We start from the raw sequence: 24,370 nt of genomic DNA on the forward strand, positions 1-24,370 counted from the left end.
GGCCCGCGACAAAAGGTCCTCGATGCCCATCAGCCCGTCCCCTCACACCTCCGCCCAGGGTTTCGCCCCCGAGGGTCGGCGTCCCCGCGTGACCATTGCGCGCGGTGCCACCCCCTGGTTCGTTCCCACGCTGGCCACCGCCGCCGTGACGACCGCCCTCACCCGGCGCTCCGGCAAGTGGGCCCTGGCGGCCGTGCCGGCCTGCGCGCTCAGCGCGGGCATGCTGTGGTTCTTCCGCGACCCCGAGCGTGAGATCGGCGCCGGCAGAGTGATCTCCCCGGCCGACGGTGTGGTCCAGTCCATCGACGAGTGGCCGGACGGCCGCACCCGGGTCGCGATCTTCATGAGCCCGCTCAACGTCCACGTCAACCGCGCGCCGCTGGCCGGCAGCGTGACGTCCGTCGAGCACATCGCCGGTGGATTCGTCCCGGCGTTCAACAAGGACAGCGACCGCAACGAGCGCGTCGTGTGGCACTTCGACACCGAGCTCGGCGACATCGAGATGGTGCAGATCGCGGGCGCCGTCGCCCGCCGCATCGTCCCGTACATGGACGCCGGCACCAAGGTCGAGCAGGGCGAGCGGGTCGGCCTGATCCGCTTCGGCTCCCGCGTCGACACCTACCTGCCGGCGGGCGTCGAGGTTGGCGTCACGGTCGGCCAGAAGACCACCGCCGGGGTGACTCGCCTTGACCGTGACTGATCCGGAAACCCTAGTGGGCCTCGGTGACGAGGAATCCACCGAACTGCGCCGCCGCCGCTGGGCGCGGGACCGCGAACTCCGCGCGCCCCGCTCCCCCCAGCACCTGTCCACCGCCGACTTCCTGACGCTGGGAAACGCCGTCTGCGGCTTCCTGGCCATCTACTCGACCACCACCGGCATTTTGATGCCGCACCTCACCGGTGAGTCGAACGCGCCCGTCAAGCACAGTGCGGCCACCGTCGTCACGCTGCTGCTGGTCGGCGCCATGTGCGACCTCTTCGACGGCCTGGTGGCGCGCAAGCTGCGCTCCTCCGCGCTCGGCGCCGAGCTCGACAACCTCGCCGACCTGATCAGCTTCGGCATCGCGCCGGCGTACTTCGTCGCGGTCTGGGGCCTGGTCTCCACCGGCTCCAACCAGCAACTGTCCGCGTTCATCGCGCTGACCGTGCTGCTGGCGGTGGTGCTGCGGCTTGCCAGGTTCTCCGCCGTGAAGATGCGGCCGGGGATCTTCCAGGGCATGCCCTGCCCGATGGGCGCCATGACCGTCATCGCGATCGTGCTGCTCGACCCGCCGTTCGTCCCCGGCCTGCTGCTGATCTTCGGCGTGGCCTACCTGATGGTCAGCCGGATCGAGTACCCCAAGCCGCAGGGCCTGCTGGCCACCGCGACGGTGGCCTGGATCGTGGTCTCCATCGGCTGCCTGGCGGCCTGGGCCGCGGGCCTGCCCGGCGGCGACACCCTGATGCACATCGGCGCGCTCGCCCAGATCGCGCTGGCCGCGATGGCGCCGCTGCTGGTCATCCGCCGCAAGGTCGGCGAGAAGGTCGGCGTGGTCCGCGCCCGCCGCGCTGAGAACCGGGGCTAGCCCCGAAGCCCGATACGCGAGGAAGCCGCCCTCCTGGAGATTCTCCGGGAGGGCGGCTTCCTCGTTGTCGTGTTCCCCTTCGCGCAGTTCCCCGCGCCCCTGCGGGGCTTGGGAATCAGGCCCCGCCGGTGTGGACCGAGAAGGCGCTGCGGCGGGCGGCGCGGGCGACTGCCGGGTCGGGGTGGACGGAGGCGACGGCCGTCAGGACGCTCGCGGCGCGCGGGTGGCCGGACTGGCGGGCGCGGTTGAACAGGCGGACGGGTTCGCCCGCAGAGGCGCCCTCGACGTGGCCGACCAGCAGGTCGGTCTCGCCGTGGTCGAGCACGGCGGCCGCCGTGTCCACCCACAGCCAGGCGGCGTCCTCCGCGCCCAGCACGTCGGCCGGGGAGGCGCCCCCCTCGTCCAGCTGTTCGGCCAGCCAGAGCAGCGCGTAGGGCCGCAGGACGGGCTCCTCGACGGCGCCCCGGACGCCCTGCTCGGCGGTGGAGCCGGCCACCACCCGCAGTGCCTCGAAGGCCAGACCGCGGACCAGCGCGTCCTCGCCGCGGGCGGCTTCGAGGAGTTCGGCGACGGCCCGGTCGGCGGGGCGGGCGGCGACCCAGGCCCGGAACTCGGCGCGGGCCGGTCCTGGGCTGTAGTCGGCGCAGGCGCTGAGCAGTTCGAGGGCGCTCTGTTCGATGTGCCCGGCGGCGGTCTGCGCGACGGTGCAGATCTCCTCCAGCTTGGCGCGCACCGCCCAGTGGCCGAGCGGGGAGAGCTCGGCGGCCTCGTCCTGCCGGCCGAGCGCGCCGACGGCGGCCAGGCCGTCGAGCATCCAGTCCAGCACGGCGGCCACGTCGGCCGACGAGTGCGGGGTGTCGATCTGCGGCTCCCGGCAGGTGCCGCGGACCGCGGAGACCGCGGAGGCGGCGTGCGGGACCGGGGAGAGCGGGAAGGTGCCGCTGCTCGGGCCGAGGCGGCGCTCGTCGAGGCCGCGGCGGAGCAGTTCGAGCAGTTCGCTGTCGGCGACCGGCCCGTCCACCAGGTGCAGGAAGGACAGCAGCTGCGGGGCCTGGTCGACGGCCTGGCCGGCCAGCTGGGCGAACACCCCGCGCAGCGCGGCGGGCGGCACCGGGGCGAGCAGCGTCCAGGCGTCGAACAGCGCGGACCAGCCGCGGACCACCGCCTCGTCGTCGCGTTCCCAGGCGTGCAGCCGCCAGCCAGGTCCGGCGCCGCCGTCGCGGAGCTCGACCAGGCCGACCAGCAGCGCCTGACCCCAGGCGTTGGCGGCGGCGCCGACCGTCATGGCGAGGGCGCGGCCGGCGGCGCGGGCGTCCTCGGGGAGGAGTTCGCCGCGCTTGTCGACCTCGGTGAGCTCGCCGGCCCAGCGGGCGACGCGGACCGCGTCGGCGAGCATCCGGCGGGCCAGCGGGGCGAGTTCGGCGGGTGCGGGAAAGCCGTCCGGGACGGGCACTCGGCCTCGTCCGGGCTTGGCGGGTACCCGGCGGCGGTTGGCTGCGGGTACGGTGCCCTCCGCACGCCCGACGGCCGTACCGGGCAGACGGGTCACCGTCGCACCGGTGCGGTGGGGCGGGTGCGGGGCATCACGGTCGCGCGGGTTCCGAGACGTCACGCCGTGCAGTCTTCCCCTTGCACGGGCCTTCTGTCACATCGGCTGCCGGGCTGTCTCGGAGTATTGTCCGAACCCTTCGAACGACGGACGGACAAGCCGGGCCAAAGCGGGACGAACAACTCCACTTTCCGGCATGGACATGGCGTGAAGCGTGATCACTCCGATATGAGGACGCGGCGGGCCCGCTTCCGGTTCCCGCCCGGCCCTCACAGCAGCGGGGTGAGGAACCGGCGCAGCGCCTCGGTGTACCCGGCCGGGTCGGCGTTCCACAGCGCCGCGTGCTGCGCGTGCGGCACCGGGTGCAGGCTCACCAGGTCGTCCCGCTCGGACGCGAACCGCCGGGCCGCCGCCCACGGTGTGAGTGGGTCGTCCGGGCTCTGCAGCAGCAGTGCGGGGGAGGCGAGGTCGGCGCCGGACGAGATCCGGGCGAAGCCGGCCAGGTCCACGCCGGTGCGGCCCTGCGCGGCGAGGGTGCCGAGCTCGGCGAGCATCGGGGACGCCCCGAACCACCCCGCCGCCCGGCGCACCGACTCCTCCCAGTCCAGTACCGGGGAGTCCAGCACCAGCCCGCCGATCTGCCCCCGGTGGGCGGAGTGCGCGGCGGTGTGCAGCGCGATGGTCGCGCCGATCGACCAGCCGCACAGCACCACCTTGCCCGCGCCGAGGTCGAGCGCGGTGCGGATCGCCGCGTCGATGTCCTGCCACTCGGTCTCGCCGAAGTGCGCCAGCCCGTCCGGCGACGCGGGGGCGCCGGCGTCGCCCCGGTAGGTGACCGTCAGCGTGGGCATCCGCAGCGAGTGCAGCAGCCGCAGCACGGGCAGCGCCTGCGAACGGTCGGCGGCCGCGCCGTGGATCAGCACCGCCCAGGTGCCGCGGATCCCGGGGGTGCGCCAGGCCGGGAACGCCCCCAGCTCGCCGACCACGGCGGTCTCCACGAAGTCCAGACCGAGCGCGGAGCGCGGGTCGCCGGTCAGCACCCGGGCCGTGATCCGGACCTCGGTGCCGACGGCGAGCGTCCCGTACTCGGCGCGCTCCAGCCGCCGGGTGACCCGCCCGCCGCCCGAACCGAGCACCTCGCCGACCACGGCGTGGCCGCCCTCGTCCCACTCCAGCGCGTAGTGCCCGCGCCGGACGGTGTCCGGGGTCGCGGTCAGCGCCACCCGGCCCGGCCCGAGCTCCAGCACTTCGACCCGCGGCGGCGCGGCCGTACCCGGCTGCACCACCTGGTCCGACACCTTCCGGCCGAGCAGCAGGAACGCCGCCGCTCCGGTCCCTGCGGCGGCGGCTGCGACAACGGCGGCGGTTCCCCAACGCATGGCGGTCTCCCGGGGGCTGGCGGGTGCTTTGCCTCCAGTGCACCCGCCCACCGGCCGTCCGGCGAGCCGGGGCCCCGCTGGGAGTGACGTTCGCGGGCTTCGCCCTTCACCTGCGGCACCGGCCGGGGTGGTGGCCCCGGCCGGTGCGGGGGTGTCAGGCCTTGGCCTGGCCGGCCCCGGGGCGCTGCTTGTTGGCGTCGACGACCGCGCGGGTGACGATGCTGGTGCGCTCCACGACGGTGCCGGGCTTGACGCCGTTGACCTCCCGGATCTGCACGCCGCGGCTGCCGATGTACTGGTGGCTGTCCCGGTCGAAGATCCACTCCGACCGCTCGCCGGTCTGCGGGTCCAGCCGCGCCAGCGCGATCCCGTCGCGGTCGGAGGCGTCCTGCGCGTGCTCGACCACCACGACGCCCGGGATCTTGCCGGCCGCCTCGTAAAGCGCGCCGGCGAGGGCGGACGGCACGAGCTGCTCGCGGATGATGGAGCCGATCTCGTTGAACGCCTCCTGGTCACGGTCGTGGTTGCCGCTCGCCGTCGAGTAGGCGAATTTCAGCAGCGCGTCGGGGTCGGCGGGCTGGGCCGCGAGCCACTTGTAGGTCAGGTCCTTGCGGGGCTCGTCGCTGCCCAGCTCGATGCCGCCCTTGGCCTGGTAACCCGGCTCGTCCAGCCAGCCCTTGGTGCCGTCGAGGGACTTCCACGCCTCGCGGTCGTGCAGCGGCTGGACCCAGGTGGCGGACTCCCCGGTGTCCCCGTTGAAGCTGGAGGCCAGGAAGGAGACCCGGCTCTTGATGTAGATGTACTGGCCCGCTCCGGGCTGGGGCGTGGGGTTCGCCGTCGCGGCAGCGGCGAGCTCACGTACCGTCGAGGTGACCTTGACCGCGCTCCCCTCGTCGATCTGCACGACGGGCGCCTTGACCAGCTTCGGAGCCGCCACCGTCGTGGTGTCGGGCGAGCCGGCCAAGGAGACGACCACGGCGAGGGCAGCGGCCGCGGCGACCGGCACCGCGATCAGTGCGGTGCGGCGCAGCGGGCGCCGGGCCGGGGCGGGCGCGGGGGTGGGGTCGGACCGGTGGATCTCGCTCATCAGGTGCTCCTCGAGCAGGTGCTGGCGGTCGGCCGCCAGGCGGGGGTCGGCCGGTGCGGGCAGGAGGCGGGCCAGTTCCGCGTGGTCGAGCGGTTCGTTGCGCCGCCGCAGGTTGCGGATCATCGGTGCGTCTCCTTGTGCGGCCGGGCCGCGGTGTCGCGGCTGCCCAGTACTTGTCCGGGGATCGGGAGGGGTTCCGGGTTTTTTCTCGCGGCGCGCAGTTCCTCGTCCGCGAGTTTGCGCAGTCGGGTGCGGGCGCGGGACAGGCGCGAGCGCACGGTGCCGACGGGCACGCCGAGGGTGGTCGCCGCTTCGGCGTAGCCGAGCCCGGACCAGACGCACAGCGCGAAGACCTCGCGTTCCGAGCGCCGCAGCCGCGCCAGGGCCTTGCGGGCGGCCGCGAGTTCCTCGGAGTCGGCCATCCGGCCGACGAGTTCGTCCGCGAAGTCGGGGACCACGTCGGCGGCCGGCATCCGGGACATGGCCGCGCTGTGGCGGCGGGCGGCGCGCGTCGTGTTGCGCAGCACGTTCACGGCGATGCCCATCAGCCAGGGGCGCGGGCTGTCGCCCTCGTCGCGGAGCTTCCCGCGCAGGCGCCAGGCCTCCAGGAAGGTCAGCGAGACCACGTCCTCGGCCAGGGTCCAGTTCCCGGTCACGCGCACGGCGTGGCGGTACACCAGCGAGAAGTGGTCCCGGAACAGGTCACGGAACGCTTCGGGATTCCCGGCGCGCAGCCGGGAGTGTGGATGGTTCACGTCATGCCTTGTCCGGGCAGGCGCACCGGTTCCCGTGACGCAGGTCACTGGCCGGGGCCGGTGAGGCCCGGCTCGGGCGCGGTCAGTGCTTCCGGCAGGCCGAGGCCTGGAACTCCGCGACGGGGACGGTGAGCGTGATGCCGCTGCCGTCGGCGGCGGTGCCGTCGTAGCGGACGGTTCCCGGGGTGAGCTGCTTCAGGTCCTCGGGGGTGAAGGAAGTGGCGGTCGACGACCGGGAGTTGTCCTTGGTCCAGCCGTGGAGGTGGTAGGTGGTGCCGGCGTCGAGCGGGGTGGCGGACTTGCCTGTCTCCCAGCCGTCGGCGGGGGCGTCCAGGGTCCAGGTGGTCAGCCCGGGCTCGAGGGCGGTGCGGGCGGTCCAGGTGCCGATCGTCTCCTGGTGGCTGCCCTCGCTGGTGGAGAGCGTCGCTCCGTCGATCCGGTGGCCGCAGACCAGCATGACGCCGAGCGGCCGGCCGTCCTCGTTCACGGAGATCCCTGCGACGGCATCGCTCGCAACCGTGCACCCCGAGAGCGCCACCAGGGCGGCCAGGACCGCGGCCACCGGCACGGTGCGCCGGACCAGTTGTCGCACGATTCCTCCCCCGCCCCGCCCGTCCGGGCGTCGAATGTGGCTGCATCCTAGGGCCCGTCGGATGCGCGCTGACCTCGGCCCCAGCAGTGGGCGGGGTGTGACCAACTCGTCCGGCGCCTCGGTTGACTGGCCCGAAGCGGGCGTGGTGGGATCTTCGGGCCAAACGGAGGCAAGCAGAGGAAGCCGGTTCGAGTCCGGCGCGGTCCCGCCACTGTGACCGTTCACCCCGCGCGGGGGTGACCGGAAGTCAGGAGACTCTGGCCTTCGTTCCGTCGATCCAGGGCGCGGACCCTGAGTGAGGACACAACGCCATGCGGGCTGCCCCGTACCTGGTGGGCGCGGTCGCGGGGTATCTCGCGGACGCCCGGCTCGGAGACCCCCGGCGCGGACACCCCGTCGCCCTGTTCGGCACTGCCGCGGCCCGGTTGGAGCGCCGGCTGTGGCGCGACCACCGCGGGGCGGGAGCCCTGCACACCGCACTCGCCGTCGGCGCCGTCGGGGGCGGGGCGGCGCTCGTCGCGCGGGCCGTCCGTCGCTCGCCGCTCGCCGCGGCGGCGCTGACCGCGGGTGCGACGTTCACCGTCCTGGGCGGGACGTCGCTCACCCGGGAGGCCCGGGCCATCGGACGGTCGCTGGCCGCCGAGGATCTGACGGCGGCTCGGGAGCGGTTGCCGCACCTGTGCGGGCGTGACCCGTCGGGGCTGGACGAGCAGCAGGTGGCCCGGGCAGTGGTCGAGTCCGTCGCGGAGAACACCGCCGACGCGGTCGTCAACGCGCTGGTGTGGGGCGGTCTGGCGGGCGTTCCGGGGCTGCTGGCGTTCCGGGCCGTGAACACGCTGGACGCGATGGTCGGTCACAAGTCGGCGCGCTACCACCGCTTCGGCTGGGCCTCGGCCCGTCTCGACGACCTCGCGGGCTGGCCGGGCGCCCGGCTCACCGCGCTGCTGACCGTCGCAGCGTCGGACTCGCCCGCCCGGACCTGGCGGGTCTGGCGCCGGGACGGCTCCGCGCACCCGAGCCCGAACGCGGGCCAGGCGGAAGCCGCGTTCGCCGGTGCCCTCGGCGTGCAGCTGGGCGGGACGCTGCGCTACGGCGAGCGGGTCGAGCACCGGCCGGTGCTGGGCGCGGGCCTGCCGCCGGTCGGCCCGGCCGACATCGACCGTGCCTGTCGTCTCTCCCGCCGGGTCGGCGTGCTCGCGCTGGGCGTGACGCTCGCCGCGCGGGCGGTTCTGGCCGGACGGCGGCGCGGGTGAACCCGGCCGCGCTGCCCGCGCGGTGGGTGCAACTGGCCGTGCGGAACGGCGAGTTCGACGATCGTTGGGCTTTCGCCCGATTCGAAGGAGGTCGCCGGTGAACGGCGCGTTGCTGGTGGCCGGGACGACCTCGGACGCCGGAAAGAGTGTGGTGACGGCGGGGATCTGCCGGTGGCTGTGGCGGCAGGGGGTGCGGGTGGCGCCGTTCAAGGCGCAGAACATGTCGCTGAATTCGTTCGTGACGGCCGACGGGGCGGAGATCGGGCGTGCGCAGGCGATGCAGGCGCAGGCGGCGGGGGTGGAGCCGGAGGCGGCGATGAACCCGGTGTTGCTGAAGCCGGGGGCGGACGGCCGGAGTCAGGTGGTGCTGATGGGGCGGGCCGTGGCGGAGGTCGGGGCGCTGGACTACCGGGACCGGAAGCCGGTGCTGCTGGAGCGCTCGCTGGAGTGCCTGGCGGACCTGCGGTCGCGGTTCGACGTGGTGGTCTGCGAGGGTGCGGGCTCGCCGGCGGAGATCAATCTGCGGGACCGGGACATCGCCAACATGGGCCTGGCGTCGGCCGCCCGGCTGCCGGTCGTGGTGGTCGGGGACATCGACCGCGGCGGGGTGTTCGCGTCGATGTTCGGGACGCTGGCGCTGCTGTCGGCGGACGACCAGTCGCTCGTCGCGGGCTGGTTGGTGAACAAGTTCCGCGGTGACGCGCGTCTGCTGGCACCGGGGTTGGAGATGCTGCGGCAGTTGACGGGGCGTCCGGTGCTGGGGACGTTCCCGATGCTCCAGGGGCTGTGGCTGGACGCGGAGGATTCGCTGGATCTGGCGTCGGTCGCGCAGCGCCCGGCGGCAGGTGGGCCGGTGGGGGCGGAGGTGTTGCGGGTCGCGGTGGTGCGGTTCCCGCGGTTGTCGAACTTCACGGACGTGGACGCGCTGGCGCAGGAGCCGGGCGTGCTGGTGCGCTGGGCGACCCGTCCGGAGGAGCTGGCGGACGCGGACCTGGTGGTGCTGCCGGGGACGCGGGCGACGGTCGCGGACCTGGCCTGGCTGCGGGCGCAGGGCCTGGTGGAGCCGCTCGCGCGGCGCGTCGCGGCGGGGCTGCCGGTGCTGGGCGTGTGCGGCGGGTACCAGATGCTGGGCCGGGAGATCGTGGACGCGGTCGAGTCCCGGGCCGGCACGGTGGACGGGCTCGGGCTGCTGCCGACCCGGGTGGTGTTCGGCGCGGACAAGGTGCTGGCGCGTCCGACGGGCGTGGCGCTCGGTGAGCGGGTGGCGGGTTACGAGATCCACCACGGGGTGGTGTCGGTGGACGGCGGCGAGTCGTTCGTCACCGACACCGACGGCCGGGCGCTGGACGGCTGCCGGGTCGGGCCGGTGTGGGGGACGACCTGGCACGGGGTGCTGGAGAACGACGCGTTCCGCCGGGCGTTCCTCGCCGAGGTGGCCCGCGCCGCAGGGCGGGCGTTCGTCCCGGCGCCGGACACCTCGTTCGCGGCGGCGCGGGAGCAACGGCTGGACGCACTGGGCGACTTGGTGGCGGAGCACGCCGACACGGACGCGCTGTGGAAGCTGATCGAGAACGGGGCGCCGGCAGGTCTGCCGTTCGTGCCGCCCGGAGCCCCGGCTCCGGTGGAGATGGAGAGGTCGAAGTGACTGAACTGACCGATGCCCGTTACCCGTTCACGGCTGTCGTGGGGATGGACGACCTGCGGCTGGGCCTGTTGCTGAACGCGGTGTCGCCGGCGGTGGGCGGCGTGCTGGTGCGGGGCGAGAAGGGCACCGCGAAGTCGACCATGGTGCGCGCGCTGGCAGGGCTGCTGCCGTCGATCGCCACCGTGGCCGGCTGCCGGTTCGCGTGTGATCCGGCGTCGCCGGACGCACAGTGCCCGGACGGCCCGCACTCCAATGAGGGGACGGCGGAACGTCCGGCATTCCTGGTGGAGTTGCCGGTGGGCGTCTCCGAGGACCGGGTGGTCGGCTCGCTGGACCTGGAGCGGGCGCTCGCCGAGGGCGTGAAGGCGTACGAGCCGGGGCTGCTGGCGAAGGCGCACCGGGGCGTGCTGTACATCGACGAGGTGAACCTGCTCCAGGACCACCTGGTGGACCTGCTGCTGGACGCGGCGGCGATGGGGCGTTCGTACGTGGAGCGCGAGGGCGTGTCGGTGCGGCATGCGGCGCGGTTCCTGCTGGTCGGGACGATGAACCCGGAGGAGGGCGAGCTGCGGCCGCAGCTGCTGGACCGGTTCGGCCTGACGGTGGAGATCGCGGCCACCCGGGACGCGGACGAGCGCGCCGAGGTGGTGCGCCGCCGGCTCGCCTACGACGCCGATCCGGCCGGTTTCGCGGCGAGTTGGGCCGGGCGCGAGCTCGAGCTCGCCGAACGGATCGGCGCGGCACGGGAGTTGCTGCCGTCCGTCGAGCTCTCGGATCTGGCGCTGCGTCAGATCACGGCGGTATGCGCGGCGTTCGAGGTGGACGGCCTGCGCGCCGACATCGTGATGGCCCGCACCGCGGTGGCGCTGGCGGCCTGGGCGGGTCGCACCGAGGTGCTGGAGGAGGACGTCCGCAAGGCCGCCCAGCTGGCACTGCCGCACCGGCGGCGGCGCAACCCGTTCGACGCGCCGGGCCTGGATCAGGAGCAGCTGGACCGGACGCTGGCCGAGCACCAGGAGCCGGACGGCGAGGGCCCGAACGACGAGGGCCCCGGCGACGGTCCGGGCGACGGCGGCAATGGTCCGGACGGCGGCGGCTCCCCCGCACCGTCCGACCCCACCTCTCCTGCGCAGGAGGCGAGTTCGGAGGCCCCGCCCGCGCCGCCGCAGCAACGGCCGGGCGGCTCCCGGGAGTCGTCCCCGGTGGCGTCCGAACACCCCTACCGGACACGGCTGTTCAAGGTGGACGGCACCGGCCGGGGCGCGCAGGGACGGCGCTCCCCCGCCGAGACGGACGCCGGGCACACCGTGCGGGCGCGCCGGCCGCAGGGCCGGCTGACCCGGCTGCACCTGAGTGCGACGCTGCGCGCGGCGGCGCCGCACCAGGTGGCGCGCGGACGGGCCGGCCGGGCGCTGGTGCTGCGGCGGGACGATCTGCGCGAACAGGTGCGCCGGGGGCGGGAGTCGAACCTGGTGCTGTTCGTGGTGGACGCGTCCGGGTCGATGGCGGCCCGGCAGCGGATGACGGCGGTCAAGGGCGCGGTGCTGTCGCTGCTGATGGACGCCTACCAGCGGCGCGACAAGATCGGCATGGTGACGTTCCGGGGCTCCGGCGCGGAGCTGGCGCTGCCGCCGACCTCCTCGGTGGAGGTGGGCGCGGCCCGGCTGGAGCAGTTGCCGACCGGCGGGCGAACGCCGTTGGAGGCGGGCCTGCTGCGGGCGCACGAGGTGCTGCGGGTGGAGCGGCTGCGCGACCCGGACCGGCGGGCGCTGCTGGTGGTGGTGACCGACGGCCGGGCGACCGGCACGCGCGACGCGGTGGCGCGGTCGCACCGGGCGGCGGGGCTGCTGGCTGCGCAGGGGGTGGCCGCGGTGGTGCTGGACTGCGAGTCCGGCCCCGTCCGGCTGGGCCTGGCAAGGGAGTTGGCGGCACACCTGAACGGTGACGCGGTGAGCCTGGACGAGCTGCGGGCCGAGGGCGTGGCCGCGCTGGTGCGCGAGGCCCGGACGGCGATGACCTCCACTGCTACGACCTCCACGACCTCTACGACCTCTACGACACGAAAGGCGGCGTGAGCAGGATGCCCAAGGGAGTTGCGGAGAACGTCCCGGACGACGGACTGACCACCCGGCAGCGGCGGACACTGCCGATCACGGCGGTGCACACCGGCCCGGGCAAGGGGAAGTCCACGGCGGCGTTCGGGATGGCGCTGCGGGCCTGGAACCAGGGCTGGCCGATCGGGGTGTTCCAGTTCGTCAAGTCGGCGAAGTGGAAGGTCGGCGAGGAGAACGCGCTGCGGGTGCTCGGCGAGTCCGGGCAGGGCGGCACGGTGGCGTGGCACAAGATGGGCTCGGGCTGGTCGTGGGTGCAGCGCGACATCGAGTCGTCCGAGGAGGCGGCCCGGGAGGGCTGGGAGCAGGTCAAGCGGGACTTGGCGGCCGAGACGTACCGGTTCTACGTACTGGACGAGTTCACCTACCCGCTGCACTGGGGGTGGATCGACGTGGCGGAGGTGGTGGAGGTGCTGCGCGACCGACCGGGCAGCCAGCATGTGGTGGTGACCGGCCGCAACGCGCCCGAGCAGTTGCTCGAACTGGCCGATCTGGTCACCGAGATGACCAAGCTGAAGCATCCGATGGACGCGGGCCGCAAGGGCCAGCGCGGTATTGAGTGGTAGACCCTTGAACGACAGCATTCCCCGACTGGTGGTGGCCGCCCCGTCCTCCGGCGCGGGCAAGACCACGGTGGCGACCGGCCTGATCGCGGCGCTGGCCGCGCGCGGGCTGAAGGTGTCCCCGCACAAGGTCGGCCCGGACTACATCGACCCCGGCTACCACGCGCTGGCCGCCGGGCGTCCGGGCCGCAACCTGGACGCCTGGATGAGCGGCCCGGAGCGCATCGCCCCGCTGTTCGCGCACGGCGCGGCCGGGGCGGACGTAGCGGTGGTCGAGGGCGTGATGGGCCTGTACGACGGGGCGGCGGGGCGCGGCGAGTTGGCGTCCACGGCGCAGGTCGCGAAGCTGCTGCGGGCGCCGGTGGTGCTGGTGGTGGACGCCTCTTCGCAGTCCCGTTCGGTGGCGGCGCTGGTGCACGGCTTCGCGTCCTGGGACCCGCAGGTGCGCCTCGCCGGGGTGATCCTCAACAAGGTCGCCTCGGACCGGCACGAGACGCTGCTGCGGGAGGCCCTGGAGGAGGGCTCCGGGGTGCCGGTGCTCGGCGCGGTACGGCGGGCGAAGGCGGTGGACACCCCGTCCCGCCACCTGGGCCTGGTGCCGGCCGTCGAACGCTCGGCGGAGGCGCTGCGGGCGGTCCGCGAGATGGGCGAACTGGTCGCCGCCTCCGTCGACTTGGACGAGGTGCTGGCGCTGGCCCGGACCGCCCCGCCGCTGGATTGCACGGCGTGGGACCCGGCGGCCGAGGTGGAACCGCTGGTCGGTCCCCGGCCGCGGATCGCGCTGGCCGGCGGCGCGGCGTTCTCCTTCTCGTACGCGGAGAACGCCGAACTGCTGACCGCCGCCGGGGCCGAGGTGGTGCCGTTCGACCCGCTGCACGACGAGCAACTGCCGGAGCGGACCTCGGCGTTGGTGATAGGCGGCGGGTTCCCGGAGGTGTACGTCTCCGAGCTCAGCGCGAACGCCTCCCTGCGGGCGGCGGTCGCCCAACTCGCCGCGAGCGGCGCCCCGGTGGTCGGCGAGTGCGCCGGACTGCTCTACCTGGGGCGGGAGTTGGATGGCCTGCCGATGTGCGGGGTGCTGGACACGACGGCCCGGATGACGCCCCGGCTGACCCTCGGCTACCGGGAGGCGGTGGCGCTCGCCGACTCGCCGCTCGCCGCGGCCGGGTCCCGGGTGCGCGGCCACGAGTTCCACCGCACCGTCACCGACCCGGCGGCCGGCCCGTCCCCCGCCTGGGGCTGGCGCACCCCCACCGGCCCGCACACCGAGGGCCACCTGCACGGCTCGGTGCACGCCTCCTACCTGCACCTGCACTGGACGGGCGCCCCCGCCCTGCCGACCCGGCTGGTCCGGCACGCCGCCGCCTGGGCCGCCTCGCACGACGGGAGCTGAGGGGAGCCGCCGGGAGCTACCAGGAGCTGACGGGAGCCGACGACGGATCGGCCGCGCGAGCCGGGCTCGCGCGGCCGACCGGGCCGGTCAGGCCGGGGGACGGCCGGGGGCGGCCGGTCAGACCGGCTGGCTGCCCTTCTTGGACGGCTCCTCCTGCGCGGTCGCCAGGCCCAGCGCGCGGCGCAGCGAGATGATCTCCTCGTCGCCCAAGTTGTCCTCGGCGACGCCCAGTTCACGGCGGAGGGTGGCGTTGTCGGTGGACCGGTAGGCCGCCAGGTAGTGGTCGGACGCGGTCATGGACTTCGCGATCAGGCGGTCGACGGTCGCCTTGTCGGCGGTGTTCCAGTGCGCGGCCTTCAGCATGGTGGCCTGCTTGGTGGCGGCCACGCTCATGTCCTTGGCCCAGGCCCGGAACGCCTGCGGGTCGTCCTCGACCTTGGTGTCCTCGTCCGGGCCGTTGATCCAGGCACGGTCGAACTGGTTGGTGGCGTCCAGCAGTTGACGCTGGTCGGTGGTCAGGGTGCTGGGGTACTTCTGCAGCGATCCGGTGCGCGACGACTTGTCCTCGTTGCCCAGGAAGCAGACGATGCGGCGGCTGCCGGAGGTGTTCCAGCCCAGCCGGTCGGGGAAGTAGTAGAAGGTCGACACCGAGTCCGGAATCGTCCAGGTGTCCGCCACATAGGTGTCGACGTGCGCCGGGCAGACCTCGTCGGCCTCCGCCTTCAGCGCGTCCTCGCCCGGGTACTTGCCGTCCTGCTTGCTGGTGGGCTGCGTCCAGTAGACCTCGCCGTGGTGCGAGGACGTGCAGTCCACGGGCTTGGCGAAACCGGTCATGGCCCGGTTGAAGCACTGGCCGACCCGCAGCCGGAACGGCGAGTCCGGCGTGGCGGCGTTCGACGTCGACGTGACGTGCGAGGGCGTGGAACTGTCGTCCTCGAAGTCCTGGACGCTGAAGGTGCCGCCGATCACCGAGAGCACGAACAGCACCATGCCGAGGCTGCCGGTCACGATGCCGGAGATGGCCAGGCCCTTGCCGCGCTCACCGGTCCGCTTGATCTGGCGCAGCGCGCCGATGCCCAGGCCGATGCCGATGAAGCCGAAGTAGCAGCAGACGATGCCGGTGATCAGCGAGGCGATGGCCAGGTTGTTGGTGTACAGCGACCGCTGCGGCTGCGGGTACATCATCATCGGCCCGGTCGGCGCGCCGGGCATGCCGGGTGGCGGGTACCCGCCCGTCCCCCACGGCTGCTGAACACCCGTCGGCGCCCACGGGTTGCCCCCGGCGGTCGCGTCGGTCTGGGCCGCGCCCCACGGGTTCGCCCCGGGCGGCACCGGCGCACCGGGCGGGACCGGCGCACCGGCCGGCGCGGCGCCGAGTTCGGGCGGCGGCGCGACGGGCGGCGCCCACGGGTTCGCGGGCGCCGGCGGCGCGGCGGGGGCCGGCGGCGCGTCAACTGGCGTGGTGGTGACAGCCGGTGCGTCGACGGGCGCGGGCTCCGGCGCGTCGGACTGCTTGCTGAACGAGATCGCCGCCGGTGCATCCACGGCAGGCCCGACCGCGACGGCGTCAGCGCTCTCCGCGTCCGCCGCTTCCGCGGCGGGGGCCGACTCGGGCGCGGCCGGCTGCTTACTGAAGGAGACCGCGGCCGCTGGCGCTGCGTCTGCGGCGTCAACCGTGGGCGTGGCGGGCGTGGTCGGGGAGTCGTCCCGGGCGGCGTCGGGGACGGCCTCCCCGGAGCGCTCCTGGTCGAACGACATGGGTTTCCCCCTTGGGGCGTGGAACTGTTCGACGGCTGCGCGAATATAGCGGACCGGTCCGTCGCTCTCCCAACGAGTTCCGCGCCGAAGTTCCAGCACCGTGAGCGTGACCATTGCATGCAATGCATGCATCGCACTACGCTGCCGCCGTGCAGACCGAGAGCACCCGCCGCAGCCTGCGGGAACTGATCCTGGACGGCCGCTACCCACCGGGGGCGCGGCTGGGCGAGGTGGAGGTCGCGGAGACCCTGGGGGTGAGCCGCACTCCGGTCCGGGAGGCGTTCCGGGCGCTGACCGCGGACGGCCTGCTGGCCGCCGCCGGGCGCGGCGTCCGGGTGGTGGAGCTGTCCGCTGAGGAGCTGTCGCACGTCTACCGGGTGCGGGCCGCGCTGGAGGCGCTGACCGCCGAGCTCGCGGCCGAGCGGCAGCGGGCGGGCCGGCTGGCCCCGGCCGAGCTGACCGACCTGGCGGCGCTCGCCGACCGTACGCACCGGGCCACCGTGGAACGCGAGTTGACGGAGGCGGTGCGGCTGAACCGGCAGTTCCACCGGCGGGTCGCGGAGCTTTCCGCCAACCCGGTCGCCCTGCACTCGTTGGAGCGGCTGTGGGACCAGATCCAGGTCTCCACCCACCGTTCTCTGCACGCGCCCGACCGCACCGCCCTGGTGGACGACCAGCACCGTGAGCTGCTGGCCGCCGTGATCGCCGGGGATCCGGCCGCTGCCGGGGCGGCCGCCCGGCGGCACGTCCTGGACACCTGCGCCGCCGCCCGGCCGCCCGAGAAGGAGTGACCTGATGGCCCTGTCCCACCACTACGCGGTCCGTGTCGACTGGACCGGCAACCTCGGTACCGGTACCGACACCTACCGCTCGTACTCCCGCGCCCACGACATCTCCTCGGACGGGGTGCCGACACTGCTCGGCAGCGCCGACCCGACGTTCCGCGGCGACCGTTCGCGGTGGAACCCGGAACAGTTCCTGCTGGCCGCGCTCGCCCAGTGCCACATGCTGTCGTACCTGTCGCACTGCGCGCGCCAGGGCGTGGTGGTGCTGTCCTACACGGACGAGGCGGAGGCCACCATGGAGACCGCGGGCGGCGGCGGCCACTTCACCGAGGCGATGCTGCGGCCCCGGGTGGAGATCGCCGACGAGTCGATGCGCGAGCAGGCCGAGGCCCTGCACGGCCCGGCCGGCCGGGACTGCTTCATCGCGTCCTCGGTGAACTTCCCGGTCCGCCACGAGCCGGTCATCACGGTGCGCGCCACCTCCTGACGCACCTCCTTGATGATCCGTCAACTTCCTTGGTATAGCTGGCTACAGTGCTTCCGCTGAGGCTGACTCCAGGAAAGAGACGGAGGCCTGCCGGATCGATCCGGACGTGACAACGGCGAAGACTCGTGGTCATGCGAATCACTCAACGAGGCGCCGCCCTCGCCGCCGCCACCACCGTCCTGCTCGGCCTGACGGCACCGCTCGCCGCCGCCGCTCCCGCCCCTGCCCGGCCCGCCTGGGCCGCCTGCACGGACGGGGCGGCGGACGGGCGGCAGCAGTGCGCCGAGGTGACGGTCCCGGTCGACTACCGACAACCCGACGGGCCGTCACTGACGCTGGCGATCTCCCGGATCACCGCCGCCAAGCCGGATCAGCGGCGCGGCGTGCTGGTGCTGATCCCGGGCGGGCCGGGCGGCTCCGGCCTGAACGGGCCGAGCAGCGCCGTGAAACGGCTGCCCCAGTCGGTGCTGGACAGGTACGACCTGATCGGCTTCGACCCACGCGGCGTCGGGCGTTCCAGTCCGGTCTCCTGCGGGCTCGACTACGCCGACCTGGCACCCGGCAAGCTGCTGCCCTGGCCCGCGCCCGACGGGCACGGCGGCGATGCCAACCTGACCACCGGCCAACGCATCGCCGACCGCTGCGCGGCCAACGGCGGCCCGGTGCTGCGCAGCATCACCACCCGGAACGAGGCGCGGGACATCGACCGGATCCGGCAGTCCCTCGGCGAGCGCCGGATCTCCACCTGGGGCGTCTCCTACGGCACCTACGCGGGCGCCGCGTACGCCACGATGTTCCCCGACCGCACCGACCGGATCCTGCTGGACAGCAACGACAACCCGGATCCGGCCCTGGCCGAGCGCAGTTGGCTGGCCGCCTTCGCCACCGGCGCGGAGGACCGCTTCCCGGATTTCGCAGCCTGGGCGTCCTCCCCCGAGGCCGGCGAGTTCCGGATCGCCGACACCCCCGAGCAGGTCCGCACCGCCTACCTGACGGCCGCCGAGCAGTTGGACGCGGCCCCGCTGCCCTGGCCCGGCCACAACCCGGGCGTACTGGACGGCAACGGCGTGCGCGGCACGCTGCTGAACAGCCTGTACGCGGACGCCAAGTTCCCCGCCGCGGCCGCTCTGATCCAGGCCGCCCAGGGCCACCGCCCGCTGCCCGAGCAGGGGCCCGCGCCGGACGCGGCGGAGCTCGCGCAGATGCAGGCTGCCACGGCGGTCACGGTCGCCACCCTGTGCAACGACGTCAGCTGGCCGCGCGACCTCGGCTCGTACGCCGCGGCGGTGGCCGCCGACCGGGTCGCGCACCCGCTCACGGCCGGCATGCCGGTGAACGCCTCGGCCTGCGCGTTCTGGCACTGGCAGCCCGCCGAACCGCCGGTCCGGGTCACCGACGACGGGCCGTCCAACGTACTGATGGTGCAGAACCTGCGCGACCCGGCCACGCCCTACGCGGGGGCGCTCAAGCTGCGCGCGGCGTTCGGCGACCGGGCCAGGATGGTCACGGTCGACTCCGGCGGCCACGGCTCCTACCTGTCCCACGGGAACGCCTGCGGCGACGCGCTGGTGTCGGAGTTCCTGGCCACCGGCCGCCGCCCGGCCCGGGACGCGTTCTGCCCGAAGGCCGGGTGAGGCCGGTGCGCGGCCCGATCAGCACCCGTCCGTCCGGGGTTCGTCCGGCCGGTGGCGGTGCGTCGGGCCGCGCCCGGTCGTCAGCCCAGGTCGCGGCGGCGCAGCCCGGCCAGGCCCGCCCCGGCGGCGAGCGCGGCCAGCGCGGTGGTCCACAGCAGCGGCGCGGCGGTGAACGTCCCGCCGGGCAGGTGCGGAAGGTGCGTGAACGGCGACAGGTCGAGCACCCACTGCGGCAGTTGCAGGATCGGGCCGAGCCAGGCGACCAGCACGAACACGCCGAAGCCGGCCCAGCCGGCCGCCGTCCAGCGCGGCAGCAGGCCGTACACGGCGAGCGCCACGGCGGCGGTCAGCCACACCGCGGGCAGCTGGACCAGCGTGGCACCGAGCATCCGGGCGACGGCGTCGCCCGTCCCGTGGCCGGCGGCGCTGCCGAGCGCGGCGCTCTGCGCCAGCCCGGCGGTGAGGCCGGCCGCGGCCAGCAGCACGGTGGTGCCGAGCAGCGGGAACAGCAGGTGTCCGCCCGCCCAGCGCAGCCGGGAGACGGCACCCGCCAGCACCGGTTCGGCCCGGCCGGCGCTCTCCTCGGCGCGCAGCCGCAGCACGGACTGCACGGCGTACACGGCGGCGATCATCCCGAACACCCCGGCGATGGTGGAGAGATAGGCGTTCAGCACGCCCTGCTGTCCGCCGAGCCGGGCCATAATGTCGGCCATCTGCTGGTTGTCGCCGACCAGGTCGACCACGCCCTTGGCGACGCTGCCGAACACCGCGCCGCCCGCCGCGAAGGCCAGCGTCCAGCCGATCAGGGCGCCGCGCTGCAGGCGGCGGGCCAGTGCGGCGGCGTCCGCCAGGCCGGGCGCGGCGACGGCGGGGCCGGGGCGCTGCGGGAGCAGCCCGGCGCCCAGGTCGCGTCGTTCGACCAGGGTGCGGGCCAGCGCGGTGAGCAGCGCGGCCCCGCCCAGCGGCAGTACCAGCACCCACCAGCGGTCGCCGGCGAACGCGCGGACCTGCTCGCTCCAGCCGATCGGGGAGAGCCAGCTCGCCCAGCCCGTGCCGCTGCCGGAGTCTCCGACGGCGCGCAGCACGAAGGCGAGGCCGATCGCCGCCCCGGCAAGGCCGTTGGCGGCCCGCCCGGTCTCGGCGATCTGCGCGGTGACGGCGGCCAGCGCGGCGAAGAACACCCCGGTGGCGCCGAGCGCGAGGCCGAACGCCAGCGCCCCGGCGGCGGATTGACCTGCGGCCAGCAGGACGATCGTCACCAGGGCGGCCAGCGCGGCGTCGGCGGTGAGGGCGGTGGCGAGTGCGGCGGTCAGCGGGGCGCGGCGGCCGACGGCGCCGGCGCCGATCAGTTCGAGCCGCCCGTCCTCCTCCTCGGCGCGGGTGTGCCGCACCACCAGCAGGGTGGACATCAGCGCGGCCAGCACCGCCCCGAAGACGCCCATCCGCCACGCGGTCAGCCCGCCGATGGTGGAGCCGTCGAAGATCGGGCCGTACAGGGCGCGCAGCGAGCCGTTGCCGTCGATGCTGGCCGCGAAGGTCCGCCGGGAGGCCTCGTCGCTGTACAGCGTGCGGAAGGAGAAGGCGGTGGAGGCGACCATGCCGGTGCCGATGTACACCCACACCGGCAGGGCGATCCGGTCGCGGCGCAGGGCGAGGCGGTAGAGGGTGCCGGTGCCGGTCAGCGCGTAGCCGCTCATCGGGCGGCCGCCGTCGAGGTCGACGGGGTGTCGGCCGGGTCGTTCTCGTAGTGGCGCAGGAAGAGTTCCTCCAGCGTGGGCGGCCGGCTGGTGAGGCTGTGCACGCCGACGGCGGTGAGCTCGGTGAGCAGGGTGCCGAGCTGTTCGGTGTCGACCTGGCAGCGCAGCCGGTTGCCGTCGATCGTCAGGTCGTGGGCGTAGGCGGGGTGCGGCGGCGGCCCGGTGAGGACGGCGTCCACCGAGGTGCGGGTCAGGTGACGCAGGTCGTCCAGGGTGCCGGTCTCCACGGTGCGCCCGGCCCGGATGATCGACACCCGGTCACAGAGCGCCTCCACCTCGGACAGGATGTGGCTGGACAGCAGCACCGTGGCGCCCCGGTCGCGGGCCTCGGCGACGCACTCGCGGAACACCTCCTCCATCAGCGGGTCCAGGCCGGAGGTGGGCTCGTCCAGGATCAGCAGGTCGGCGTCGCCGGCGAAGGCCGCGACCAGCGCGACCTTCTGCCGGTTGCCCTTGGAGTAGGCGCGGCCCTTCTTGGTGGGGTCGAGCTCGAAGCGCTCCAGCAGCGCGGCCCGGCGGGTCTGGTCGAGTCCGCCGCGCAGCCGTCCGAGCAGGTCGATCGCCTCCCCGCCGGAGAGGTTGCGCCACAGCGTCACATCGCCCGGCACGTAGGCGATTCTGCGGTGCAGCGGGACGGCGTCGCGCCACGGGTCGCCGCCGAGCAGGGTGGCGGTGCCGGAGTCGGCGCGCAGCAGGCCGAGCAGGACGCGGATGGTGGTGGACTTGCCCGACCCGTTGGGGCCGAGGAACCCGTGAACCTCGCCCTGCTCGACCGTGAGGTCCAGTCCGTCCAGGGCGCGGGTGCGGCCGAAGGTCTTCACCAGGCCGGACACCGAAATGGCGGTCGTCATGAGCTCGACGCTACTCTTGTTTCACAAATCCGTGAAGTTGCCGAAAGTCCCGGATCTTCGCGTTGCTGCCGAAGGTGTGTGAAGGTGGGCGGACGCCCGGTCGGACGGATGTCGGGGAGGGTTCCGGTGGTGCAGGCGAGTGAGGTGGGCGACGTGGGCGACGTGGACGCGCAGCGGGATCCGGCGGCGGTGTCGGAGTTCGTGGAGCGGTTCGCCATGGTGCTGGCGGACGCCGGGTTCCCCCGAATGTCGGCCCGGGTGTTCACCGCCCTGCTGACCGCCGACTCCGGGCGGCTGACCTCCGCCGAACTCGGCGAACTGCTCCAGATCTCCCCCGCCGCCGTCTCCGGCGCGGTCCGCTACCTGACCCAGGTCGACCTGGTGAGCCGCGAACGCGAGCCCGGCACCCGCCGCGACCGCTACCGCATCCACGACCACGTCTGGTACGAGGCCACCGCCAACCGCGACCGCACGCTGTCCCGCTTCGAGTCCAGCCTGGTCGAGGGCGTCGACGCGCTCGGCGCGGACACCCCGGCCGGCCAACGCCTCGCCGAATCCCAGGAGTTCTTCGCCTTCCTGCGGGTCGAGATCCAGCAGATGATGCAGCGCTGGCGCGACCGCGAGAAGTGAGCGACCGCTATCGCTGCCGTTCCCGCACCCGCGGACCCCGCGGCCCCCACAGCGGCATCGAGAGGACCAACAGGACCAGCACGGCCACCAGCCCCGCGGTCCACCGCACCGCACCGCCCGGATCGGGCAGGTTCTCGGTCGGATACTGCCGGCCGGCCGGGTCGTACGTGACCTCCAGTTGGTTGCCGACGTCGCGGCCCTCGCAGGGGCTCAGCCGCTTGGCGATGTCCTGACCCTCGGCGGTGCGCAGCAGGCAGTACCCGGCCGCCTTGCCGTTGCGGGGATGGACGGCGGTGATCCCACGCAACGGGGTTGGCCGCGCCGAACTGCCAAACCGCCAGCCACGACAGCGCAAGGCTCCCGAACAGCGCGGGCACCGTGTACCACGCCCAGAAACGGTGCGGGTGTTCCGTCGACTTCGAAGCCATCATTCCTGTCGATCGTTCGAACGCCGGGACGGGACACCTGTTGGTGCCCGCCATCGGCTACCGCTTCCGCCCCTCCAGGCTCCGCCCGCGCAGCCCCCACAGCGGGAGCAACAGCACCAGCAGGGCCAGCGCCGCGCTCAGCCCGGCGACCCAGCGCTCCGCACCGGACGGGTCGGGCACCTCCTCGGTCGGATCCTGCCGGCTGGCCGGGTCGTAGGTCACGTCGAGGTGGTCGCCCACCTTGCGGCCCTCGCAGGGGCTCAGCCGCTTGGCGATGTCCCGACCCTCGGCGGTGCGCAGCAGGCAGTACCCGGCCGCCTTGCCCTCGCTCGGGTGGACGGCGGTGACCTCGGCGAGCGTCCGCTCGCCGTCCTCGGCCAGCACGCTCTGGCGGTACGCGACGGTGCCGACGAATCCGATCGCCAGAAGCAGCACGAGGGCGAGGACCGCCCCGACCGCACCCGCCCTGGTGCGGTACGGGTACACGATCACCTGCATCAGCAGCGCCGCCAGGACGAAGATCGTCGCCCCCTCGGCGAACCCCGTCCAGCCGAGCTGCCGGTCCGTCAGCCAGATCAACGCGAGGCCGCCCGCCAGCGTCGGCAGCGTGACCCGCGCCCAGAAACGGTGCGGATGCCGCACCGGCTTCACACTCATCGCCGCTCCCCCCGTTCGTCGTTCGAACGAGGGGAGGCTACTTCGCAGTTGGCGCGGTGTGGACGGTCAGTCCTCCGCAGCGTCCCGGTCGCGCTCCAGACGCGGGCCCAACCGTCCCCACAGCGGGAGCGACAGGACCAGCAGGGCCAGCCCCCCGCCCAGCCCGGCGGCCCAGCGCACCTCGCCGTCCGGGTCGGGCGCGCCCTCGACCGGGTCCACCCGGCCGGCCGGGTCGAAGGTGACGCTGACGTGGTCACCGACCCGGTAGTCGTTCGAGTGGATCCGGCCGGAGATGTCCCGCCCGTCGGCAGCCCGCAACTCACAGGTCGGCGTCCCCCTTCCCTTGCCCGGGTCCACGGCAATGACCTCGGCGACCGTCCGCTCGCCGTCCCGGGCCAGCACGTCGTGCTGCGCCGCGTCGACCCCGGCGAACCCGAGAAGGACCACCAGCGCGCCGGACGCGAGCGCCGCGACCAGGCCGACCACGGTGCGGTAGGAGAACGCCATCACCAGGACCATGGCCAGTGCCAGCAGCGCCAGCGCCCCCTTCAGGGTCCCCGTGCGCCAGCCGAGGTGCTGGCTGATCAGCCAGATCAGAGCAGAGTTGGCGACCAGCGTCGCAGGCGCGAACCGCACCCAGAAACGGTGCGGGTGTTCCTCGGACTTCACGTCCATGTCGATCCCCCCATTGATCATTCGGATCAAGAAGGACGCTACTCCTGCCCATGAGCCACCGTCAGTCGGGGTGCCCGGCCCACCGCTTGCCCTGGTGGGGGTGGGTGGCGGTGACCACGGCGAACGTCCGATGACCGTCGCGAGCAGCTGCCGGCATCGGTGGCCGGCTACACCCGCCAGTCCGCGGGCCCGCCTGCGGCCACCGGCTCCGACGGCCCGCCGGGGCGCTGCCGGCGGCGGCCGGCCCAGAACGGGAGGGAGACCAGCAGCGCGACCAGTGCGGTGCCGACGCCCGCCGCCCAGTGGAGGGGGGTGTCCGCGTCGAGGGGTTCCCAGATCGGGGCCTGCCGGTCGGACGGGTCGGCGGTCACCGTCAGCTGGCGGCCGACATGGAGGTTGCAGGCGTCGAGCGGGTGGCGGATGGCGGTGCCGTCGGGTCGGCTCACCTCGCAGGTGGGGAGGTGGGTGCCGTTGCGCGGGTGGACGGCGGTGACGGTGACGGTGATCTGCTGCCCGTGGTCGGCCAGTGACCCGGTCCGGACCGCCGCCATCCCGGCGAAGCTCAGCCAGAGCGCCAGCCCGCCGGCGACGAACGCCGCCACCCCTCCCCGGGGGGTGCGGTAGTTCAGCGCGACCACCAGGATCAGCGCGGTCGGCGTGACGGCGTGCAGCAGCTCGACGGCCTCCGAGCCGCCGAACAGGTAGGTCAGCACACCGATCGGCGCCGCGCAGCAGAGCAGGGTGAGCAGCGCGTACAGCGACCCGCGCCAGGGCCGGCCGGTACCGGTCTTCTCGTTCATCGCGTCCTTCGTGTCG

23 protein-coding genes and 1 riboswitch are annotated in these 24,370 nt (G+C 74.1%); of the genes, 11 read left to right on the plus strand and 12 right to left on the minus strand.

All coding sequences use genetic code 11. The features are described from left to right. Positions 1 to 22 precede the first annotated feature (22 nt). Positions 23 to 700 (plus strand): phosphatidylserine decarboxylase, encoded by a 678-nt coding sequence (locus tag ACFYS8_RS28525; protein WP_387646187.1) that lies wholly within the window; start codon positions 23 to 25, stop codon positions 698 to 700. Then, positions 687 to 1,565, plus strand: a complete 879-nt coding sequence (locus ACFYS8_RS28530) for a CDP-alcohol phosphatidyltransferase family protein (RefSeq protein ID WP_387646189.1) — start codon at positions 687 to 689, stop codon at positions 1,563 to 1,565. Before ACFYS8_RS28525 ends, ACFYS8_RS28530 begins: the two co-directional genes overlap by 14 nt. A 115-nt stretch (positions 1,566 to 1,680) precedes the next feature. On the opposite strand, the gene ACFYS8_RS28535 is transcribed toward ACFYS8_RS28530, so the two are convergent. The 5 genes from ACFYS8_RS28535 to ACFYS8_RS28555 form a co-directional block, all read right to left on the minus strand. Then, positions 1,681 to 3,177, minus strand: coding sequence for a hypothetical protein (locus tag ACFYS8_RS28535; protein ID WP_387646191.1), 1,497 nt, complete (start codon positions 3,175 to 3,177; stop codon positions 1,681 to 1,683). Between the two features lie 206 nt (positions 3,178 to 3,383). Next, positions 3,384 to 4,493: an alpha/beta hydrolase gene (locus tag ACFYS8_RS28540; protein ID WP_387646193.1), complete on the minus strand. Its 1,110-nt coding sequence runs from the start codon at positions 4,491 to 4,493 to the stop codon at positions 3,384 to 3,386. Positions 4,494 to 4,647: 154 nt separating this feature from the next. Further along, on the minus strand, positions 4,648 to 5,703 hold the full coding sequence (locus tag ACFYS8_RS28545) for a CU044_5270 family protein (RefSeq protein ID WP_387646196.1): 1,056 nt from the start codon (positions 5,701 to 5,703) through the stop codon (positions 4,648 to 4,650). Beyond that, on the minus strand, positions 5,700 to 6,335 hold the full coding sequence (locus tag ACFYS8_RS28550) for an RNA polymerase sigma factor (protein WP_387646198.1): 636 nt from the start codon (positions 6,333 to 6,335) through the stop codon (positions 5,700 to 5,702). Before ACFYS8_RS28550 ends, ACFYS8_RS28545 begins: the two co-directional genes overlap by 4 nt. 82 nt (positions 6,336 to 6,417) lie before the next feature. Next, on the minus strand, positions 6,418 to 6,927 hold the full coding sequence (locus ACFYS8_RS28555; protein WP_387646201.1) for a hypothetical protein: 510 nt from the start codon (positions 6,925 to 6,927) through the stop codon (positions 6,418 to 6,420). Between the two features lie 175 nt (positions 6,928 to 7,102). After that, a riboswitch (cobalamin riboswitch) is annotated at positions 7,103 to 7,185 on the plus strand. Between the two features lie 53 nt (positions 7,186 to 7,238). On the opposite strand from ACFYS8_RS28555, the gene ACFYS8_RS28560 reads away from it, so the two are divergent. The 5 genes from ACFYS8_RS28560 to ACFYS8_RS28580 all read left to right on the plus strand — a co-directional run bounded on the left by ACFYS8_RS28560 (position 7,239) and on the right by ACFYS8_RS28580 (position 13,892). After that, positions 7,239 to 8,180, plus strand: a complete 942-nt coding sequence (locus tag ACFYS8_RS28560; protein WP_387646204.1) for a cobalamin biosynthesis protein — start codon at positions 7,239 to 7,241, stop codon at positions 8,178 to 8,180. 97 nt (positions 8,181 to 8,277) lie between these two features. Further along, positions 8,278 to 9,825: a cobyric acid synthase gene (locus tag ACFYS8_RS28565; RefSeq protein WP_387646207.1), complete on the plus strand. Its 1,548-nt coding sequence runs from the start codon at positions 8,278 to 8,280 to the stop codon at positions 9,823 to 9,825. Between the two features lie 44 nt (positions 9,826 to 9,869). Continuing rightward, positions 9,870 to 11,900 carry a putative cobaltochelatase gene (locus ACFYS8_RS28570; RefSeq protein ID WP_387646655.1) on the plus strand — a complete coding sequence of 677 codons (2,031 nt, stop codon included), beginning with the start codon at positions 9,870 to 9,872 and terminating at the stop codon, positions 11,898 to 11,900. 5 nt (positions 11,901 to 11,905) lie between these two features. Continuing rightward, positions 11,906 to 12,502 carry a cob(I)yrinic acid a,c-diamide adenosyltransferase gene (gene cobO, locus ACFYS8_RS28575; RefSeq protein WP_387646657.1) on the plus strand — a complete coding sequence of 199 codons (597 nt, stop codon included), beginning with the start codon at positions 11,906 to 11,908 and terminating at the stop codon, positions 12,500 to 12,502. 4 nt (positions 12,503 to 12,506) lie between these two features. Next, positions 12,507 to 13,892 (plus strand): cobyrinate a,c-diamide synthase, encoded by a 1,386-nt coding sequence (locus tag ACFYS8_RS28580; RefSeq protein WP_387646209.1) that lies wholly within the window; start codon positions 12,507 to 12,509, stop codon positions 13,890 to 13,892. Between the two features lie 117 nt (positions 13,893 to 14,009). On the opposite strand, the gene ACFYS8_RS28585 is transcribed toward ACFYS8_RS28580, so the two are convergent. Beyond that, positions 14,010 to 15,650 carry a DUF4190 domain-containing protein gene (locus ACFYS8_RS28585; protein WP_387646211.1) on the minus strand — a complete coding sequence of 547 codons (1,641 nt, stop codon included), beginning with the start codon at positions 15,648 to 15,650 and terminating at the stop codon, positions 14,010 to 14,012. Positions 15,651 to 15,799: 149 nt separating this feature from the next. Between ACFYS8_RS28585 and ACFYS8_RS28590 the strand changes: the two genes are divergently transcribed. The 3 genes from ACFYS8_RS28590 to ACFYS8_RS28600 all read left to right on the plus strand — a co-directional run bounded on the left by ACFYS8_RS28590 (position 15,800) and on the right by ACFYS8_RS28600 (position 18,556). Next, on the plus strand, positions 15,800 to 16,441 hold the full coding sequence (locus ACFYS8_RS28590; protein ID WP_387646213.1) for a GntR family transcriptional regulator: 642 nt from the start codon (positions 15,800 to 15,802) through the stop codon (positions 16,439 to 16,441). A 4-nt stretch (positions 16,442 to 16,445) separates the two neighbouring features. After that, positions 16,446 to 16,922 carry an OsmC family protein gene (locus tag ACFYS8_RS28595; RefSeq protein WP_387646215.1) on the plus strand — a complete coding sequence of 159 codons (477 nt, stop codon included), beginning with the start codon at positions 16,446 to 16,448 and terminating at the stop codon, positions 16,920 to 16,922. A 131-nt stretch (positions 16,923 to 17,053) separates the two neighbouring features. Continuing rightward, complete coding sequence (locus tag ACFYS8_RS28600) at positions 17,054 to 18,556, plus strand: alpha/beta hydrolase (protein WP_387646218.1); 1,503 nt, start codon at positions 17,054 to 17,056, stop codon at positions 18,554 to 18,556. 80 nt (positions 18,557 to 18,636) lie between these two features. Here the strand turns inward: ACFYS8_RS28600 and ACFYS8_RS28605 are convergent, their stop codons facing one another. Further along, complete coding sequence (locus ACFYS8_RS28605; RefSeq protein WP_387646220.1) at positions 18,637 to 20,253, minus strand: ABC transporter permease; 1,617 nt, start codon at positions 20,251 to 20,253, stop codon at positions 18,637 to 18,639. Then, positions 20,250 to 21,164 (minus strand): ATP-binding cassette domain-containing protein, encoded by a 915-nt coding sequence (locus ACFYS8_RS28610; protein ID WP_387646221.1) that lies wholly within the window; start codon positions 21,162 to 21,164, stop codon positions 20,250 to 20,252. The genes ACFYS8_RS28605 and ACFYS8_RS28610 overlap by 4 nt, the downstream gene beginning before the upstream one ends. A 108-nt stretch (positions 21,165 to 21,272) precedes the next feature. On the opposite strand from ACFYS8_RS28610, the gene ACFYS8_RS28615 reads away from it, so the two are divergent. Further along, positions 21,273 to 21,794 carry a GbsR/MarR family transcriptional regulator gene (locus ACFYS8_RS28615; protein ID WP_387646659.1) on the plus strand — a complete coding sequence of 174 codons (522 nt, stop codon included), beginning with the start codon at positions 21,273 to 21,275 and terminating at the stop codon, positions 21,792 to 21,794. Positions 21,795 to 21,801: 7 nt separating this feature from the next. On the opposite strand, the gene ACFYS8_RS28620 is transcribed toward ACFYS8_RS28615, so the two are convergent. From ACFYS8_RS28620 to ACFYS8_RS28635, 4 genes are all read right to left on the minus strand, one after another. Beyond that, entirely contained in the window at positions 21,802 to 22,101 is a 300-nt protein-coding gene (locus tag ACFYS8_RS28620; RefSeq protein ID WP_387646223.1) for a hypothetical protein, read from the minus strand. Between the two features lie 178 nt (positions 22,102 to 22,279). Beyond that, the gene (locus tag ACFYS8_RS28625) at positions 22,280 to 22,879 is read right to left on the minus strand and encodes a hypothetical protein (RefSeq protein WP_387646225.1); all 600 of its coding nucleotides are present in this window, start codon (positions 22,877 to 22,879) and stop codon (positions 22,280 to 22,282) included. 66 nt (positions 22,880 to 22,945) lie between these two features. Beyond that, positions 22,946 to 23,575 carry a DUF3592 domain-containing protein gene (locus ACFYS8_RS28630; RefSeq protein WP_387646227.1) on the minus strand — a complete coding sequence of 210 codons (630 nt, stop codon included), beginning with the start codon at positions 23,573 to 23,575 and terminating at the stop codon, positions 22,946 to 22,948. A 146-nt stretch (positions 23,576 to 23,721) separates the two neighbouring features. Continuing rightward, on the minus strand, positions 23,722 to 24,354 hold the full coding sequence (locus ACFYS8_RS28635) for a hypothetical protein (RefSeq protein WP_387646229.1): 633 nt from the start codon (positions 24,352 to 24,354) through the stop codon (positions 23,722 to 23,724). Positions 24,355 to 24,370: the final 16 nt, after the last annotated feature.

Origin of the sequence: Kitasatospora sp. NPDC004615 (assembly GCF_042873545.1) — a bacterium.
GTDB lineage: Bacteria > Actinomycetota > Actinomycetes > Streptomycetales > Streptomycetaceae > Kitasatospora.

Excerpts from the sequence above, each read along its gene's own strand:
- ACFYS8_RS28525 (WP_387646187.1), top strand. The coding sequence starts at position 23 with ATGCCCATCAGCCCGTCCCCTCACACCTCCGCCCAGGGTTTCGCCCCC.
- ACFYS8_RS28540 (WP_387646193.1), bottom strand. The coding sequence starts at position 4,493 with ATGCGTTGGGGAACCGCCGCCGTTGTCGCAGCCGCCGCCGCAGGGACC.
- ACFYS8_RS28545 (WP_387646196.1), bottom strand. The coding sequence starts at position 5,703 with ATGATCCGCAACCTGCGGCGGCGCAACGAACCGCTCGACCACGCGGAA.
- ACFYS8_RS28560 (WP_387646204.1), top strand. The coding sequence starts at position 7,239 with ATGCGGGCTGCCCCGTACCTGGTGGGCGCGGTCGCGGGGTATCTCGCG.
- ACFYS8_RS28570 (WP_387646655.1), top strand. The coding sequence starts at position 9,870 with ATGGACGACCTGCGGCTGGGCCTGTTGCTGAACGCGGTGTCGCCGGCG.
- cobO (WP_387646657.1), top strand. The coding sequence starts at position 11,906 with ATGCCCAAGGGAGTTGCGGAGAACGTCCCGGACGACGGACTGACCACC.
- ACFYS8_RS28585 (WP_387646211.1), bottom strand. The coding sequence starts at position 15,650 with ATGTCGTTCGACCAGGAGCGCTCCGGGGAGGCCGTCCCCGACGCCGCC.
- ACFYS8_RS28595 (WP_387646215.1), top strand. The coding sequence starts at position 16,446 with ATGGCCCTGTCCCACCACTACGCGGTCCGTGTCGACTGGACCGGCAAC.
- ACFYS8_RS28600 (WP_387646218.1), top strand. The coding sequence starts at position 17,054 with ATGCGAATCACTCAACGAGGCGCCGCCCTCGCCGCCGCCACCACCGTC.
- ACFYS8_RS28605 (WP_387646220.1), bottom strand. The coding sequence starts at position 20,253 with ATGAGCGGCTACGCGCTGACCGGCACCGGCACCCTCTACCGCCTCGCC.
- ACFYS8_RS28610 (WP_387646221.1), bottom strand. The coding sequence starts at position 21,164 with ATGACGACCGCCATTTCGGTGTCCGGCCTGGTGAAGACCTTCGGCCGC.
- ACFYS8_RS28615 (WP_387646659.1), top strand. The coding sequence starts at position 21,273 with ATGTCGGGGAGGGTTCCGGTGGTGCAGGCGAGTGAGGTGGGCGACGTG.
- ACFYS8_RS28625 (WP_387646225.1), bottom strand. The coding sequence starts at position 22,879 with ATGAGTGTGAAGCCGGTGCGGCATCCGCACCGTTTCTGGGCGCGGGTC.
- ACFYS8_RS28630 (WP_387646227.1), bottom strand. The coding sequence starts at position 23,575 with ATGATCAATGGGGGGATCGACATGGACGTGAAGTCCGAGGAACACCCG.
- ACFYS8_RS28635 (WP_387646229.1), bottom strand. The coding sequence starts at position 24,354 with ATGAACGAGAAGACCGGTACCGGCCGGCCCTGGCGCGGGTCGCTGTAC.